The sequence below is a fragment of the Ensifer sp. LC163 genome (genome assembly GCF_001695855.1).
Lineage (GTDB): Bacteria > Pseudomonadota > Alphaproteobacteria > Rhizobiales > Rhizobiaceae > Ensifer.
In genome coordinates, this window is record NZ_MBSS01000041.1 from 1 (window position 1) to 3,832 (window position 3,832).

General features: G+C 61.1%; 3 protein-coding genes and 1 pseudogene. 3 read left to right on the forward strand and 1 reads right to left on the reverse strand.

Features of this window, described 5'->3' with window-relative positions:
* From BC360_RS32855 to BC360_RS31095, 3 genes and pseudogenes are all read left to right on the forward strand, one after another.
* On the forward strand, positions 1 to 514 hold a 514-nt coding region (locus BC360_RS32855), incomplete at its 5' end, for a transposase (RefSeq protein ID WP_065797225.1).
* Positions 515 to 730: 216 nt separating this feature from the next.
* Positions 731 to 2,113 carry a transposase gene (locus tag BC360_RS24650; protein WP_065797226.1) on the forward strand — a complete coding sequence of 461 codons (1,383 nt, stop codon included), beginning with the start codon at positions 731 to 733 and terminating at the stop codon, positions 2,111 to 2,113.
* A 19-nt stretch (positions 2,114 to 2,132) separates the two neighbouring features.
* Positions 2,133 to 2,408 (forward strand): annotated as a pseudogene (locus BC360_RS31095) (transposase); the annotation flags it as partial.
* A gap of 164 nt (positions 2,409 to 2,572) precedes the next feature.
* On the opposite strand, the gene BC360_RS24655 reads toward BC360_RS31095, so the two are convergent.
* Positions 2,573 to 3,832: IS701 family transposase (locus BC360_RS24655; protein ID WP_083222720.1), on the reverse strand; the 1,260-nt coding region annotated here is incomplete at its 5' end.

Sequence of the window (3,832 nt, forward strand, 5' to 3'; positions counted from 1 at the left end):
CGCCGCCGTGCGCGTGCGGCCCGCGTCCAGGGATTACAAATTGACCGAGCCCCGCGCCGAGGAATGGCTGCTGATCGAATGGCCCGAGGGTGACACCGAGCCGCTCAAATACTGGCTCTCCACTCTCGCCGCCGACGCTTCGCTCGCAAAGCTCGTCAGCACCGCCAAACTGCGCTGGCGCATCGAGCGCGACTATCAAGAACTCAAGCAGGAACTCGGGCTCGGCCATTATGAGGGGCGCGGCTGGCGCGGCTTCCATCATCATGCAAGCCTCTGCATCGCCGCTTACGGATTCCTCATCTCCCAAAGGGAGGCGATTCCCCCCTCAGCGCCGACCAAAACCAAAAACCGCCCGGAACCTGCCGTTCCCCAAGATTATCGACCCCGCGGATCCCCCGATCCGACCCGAGCGACACGCGCCAAATTCGATCGCCACCGTCAGAAGGCACTTGACCGTCGCACTCAGTCGCAGCCTTCAGCGATGTCCATGCTGCACCAGGACAATGCCCGCTAAAATCCACAAACTTGTGACGCAGTAAGACTAGTTAGCTTGACTTTGTACAAAATCTCTTGGGAATTTCAGGTTTGTAGCGGCAACGCTGATCTTGCGCGTACTGGCCGCATGGAGTGCGCGCGGTACTCTCATTTTGTGGCAATTTGAGCGGGGTGAATCAATTCGCCGCAGTCTCGCTGACTTGCCTGTTTCGCCTGGCCGGATTCGAACCGGTGGATGACCGATCATAACGAGAACTGCGTCGGGTCGGGAGATCCTGTTCCGCACATCCTTCGCCAGTGGCTGTCGTCGTTTCGTCCTTGGTTCACGGCACCCAGCTGGGAGCATCTGCTGGTCCTGGTGATGGGCGCGATCCTGTCTCCAGGCAAACGGACAGTGACTGCCTGTTTGCGGATCACCGGCCGCGCCGAGGCGGGCAATTTTTCCCTCTACCATCAGCTCCTAAATCGCGCGCGTTGGAATCCGCGCACGCTGGCTTCGCGGCTGCTATCGGTCGTTGTCGCCAGCCCCGTACCCGATGGTCCCATTGTGATCGGCATGGATGACACCATCGAACGCCGATGGGGACCAAAGATTGCCGCCCGTGGCATTTATCGCGATCCGGTGCGCTCCAGCCACGGTCACTTCGTCAAAGCCAGCGGCTTGCGCTGGTTGAGCTTCATGGTTCTTGCCCCGGTCCCATGGGCCAAATGCATCAAGGCCCTGCCAGTCTTGACGCTTTTATGCCCCTCGGAGCGCTACGACAAAAAGAGGGGACGAAAGCACAAACTGCTGACGGATTGGGCAAGACAGGGCGTGTTGCAGCTCTGCCGCTGGCTGCCTGGACGCGATCTCATCTTTGTTGGCGACAGCAGTTTTGCTGTCCACACATTGGCTGCAGCCCTGCCAGCCAGCGCCACCCTCATCACACGCCTGCGTCTGGACGCCAGTCTGTTTGCCCCGCCAGATCCGCGACACGAACACACGCTTGGGCGGCCTGCACAAAAAGGTATGCCCCTGCCCAAGCTGAAAGCGGTCCTCAACAACCCCAAGACCGTCTGGCAACGCATCGTCGCCTCAACCTGGTATGGCAGACAAACCGACAAACACCTCGATATCACGACAGGCACTGGCTTGTGGTATCGGCGAGGAACCCCGCCAAGGCCAATTCGCTGGGTCCTGGTTCGAGACCCGACGGGCCGCCGCGAACCGCAGGCGTTCATGAGCACCAATACCGAGCTCGAGCCGACCCAGATCATCGCCTACTTCGTTCGACGCTGGCAGATCGAAGTGACGTTCGCCGAAACACGCGCCCATCATGGTGTGGAGACCCAGCGCCAGTGGAATGGCAACGCCATCATCCGCACAACGCCTTCGCTCCTGGCCCTCTATAGTCTCGTGACAGTCTGGGCGGGGGATGTTCTCAGCCAAACCACGCCCCCTTACGCCGCCGCATGGTATAGGAAAACCGATCTGACATTCACAGATGCAATTGGCGCTGTGCGCCTCGTGTTGTGGAGCGGCGATCTTTATCGACACTCCCCGTCAAACCCGGAAATGCATAAAATACCTCCCGGACGGCTTCAGCGTATGGCGCAGGCGCTTTGCTTCGCCGCATAATGTACAAAGTCGAGCTAAGATTTCCGCTTACATCGCAACCGGTCAGGCAAAGCGGCCGGCGATCGCAAGCAAGGTGGGCGGCCCGCTTACCCAGGCGATGCGTCGCAAACTAAAGCTCGGCGGCCACCGAAGTCGGTATCGTCTCCGCAAGCAATTGCCCGAGCCCGTCTTCGGCCAGATCAAACAGGCCCGGGGCTTTCGTCAGTTTCTGCTGCGCGGTCTTGATAAAGTTCAACACGAGTGGAGCCTCGTTTGCATCGCCCACAATCTCACCAAATTATGGGCGGTTGAATAATCCGCCCTCATATATGCGCGTTACCGCTGATCTCAGTCCGCGGATCTTGCTTTAAACCGCCTTCATAGACCCGCACACAAATGCAGATCCTCGCAAATCTTGATGCCGGTCAAGGATCTGCGGACACAAAATCAATTCGTGGACGGGCTCCTAGTCTTACTGCGTCACAAGTTTGTGGATTTTAGCGGGCATTGGTCCTGGTGCAGCATGGACATCGCTGAAGGCTGCGACTGAGTGCGACGGTCAAGTGTCTTCGGACAGTGGCGATCGAATTTGGCGTGTGTCGCTCGGGTCGGATCGGGGGATCCGCGGGGTCGATAATCTTGGGGAACGGCAGGTTCCGGGCGGTTTTTGGTTTTGGTCGGCGCTGAGGGGGGAATCGCCTCCCTTTGGGAGATGAGGAATCCGTAAGCGGCGATGCAGAGGCTTGCATGATGATGGAAGCCGCGCCAGCCGCGCCCCTCATAATGGCCGAGCCCGAGTTCCTGCTTGAGTTCCTGATAGTCGCGCTCGATGCGCCAGCGCAGTTTGGCGGTGCTGACGAGCTTTGCGAGCGAAGCGTCGGCGGCGAGAGTGCAGAGCCAGTATTTGAGCGGCTCGGTGTCACCCTCGGGCCATTCGATCAGCAGCCATTCCTCGGCGCGGGGCTCGGTCAATTTGTAATCCCTGGACGCGGGCCGCACGCGCACGGCGGCGAAACGGGAGCCGAGGTCAGTGTTCGTTCCTTCCCGCCAGCCAATGGTCTGCCAGGCATCTTGCGGCAGTTCCTGAGCCAACGCCTTCGCCGATACCGGGCCGTGCTCGGGACTGCGGCGCATCAGCGAGGTTGGCCGCCCCTTTCCGCGCCAAGGCTTGGGCGGCAATGGTTTCTCGCCAGGTCGCCAGACACTGAGTGTCGGTTGCACGCCCACGACATAGTCGAGGCCGAGCGCCGACAGGCCGGTGCGGAATGCGCCGTCCGCGCCATAGCCGGCGTCGGCCAACACCACGCCGGGTGCAACTCCGGCCGCTTGAGCGGCGCGGATCTGGTCGAGCGCGATTGCGGGCTTGGTCTGGAACGCGACGCTGTCAGGGATCTTCGCCTTGCGCCGCCGCTCGGGATCGTCGGCCCAGATCTCGGGCAAATACAGCCGGTACGCAATCGGCAAGCTCGCCGCGACGTTGGCGATCGAGAGGCTGACTGCGACCTGGCAGTTGTCCTGCTTGCCGAGCTGGCCGCAATATTGCCGCGCGACCCCGACCGAATGCCTGCCCTTCTTGGGAAATCCCGTATCGTCCACGATCCACGCCTCAATCGGCCCATGCCGCTCGATCAGCGGCAGCACCAGGTCGCCAACCCGCGCCAGAAGCGCCTCGTCCGACCACGGCGCTTGGCCGACGAAATGCAGTAGCGACTGATGCTTGGCCGATACCCGCGCTGGCGC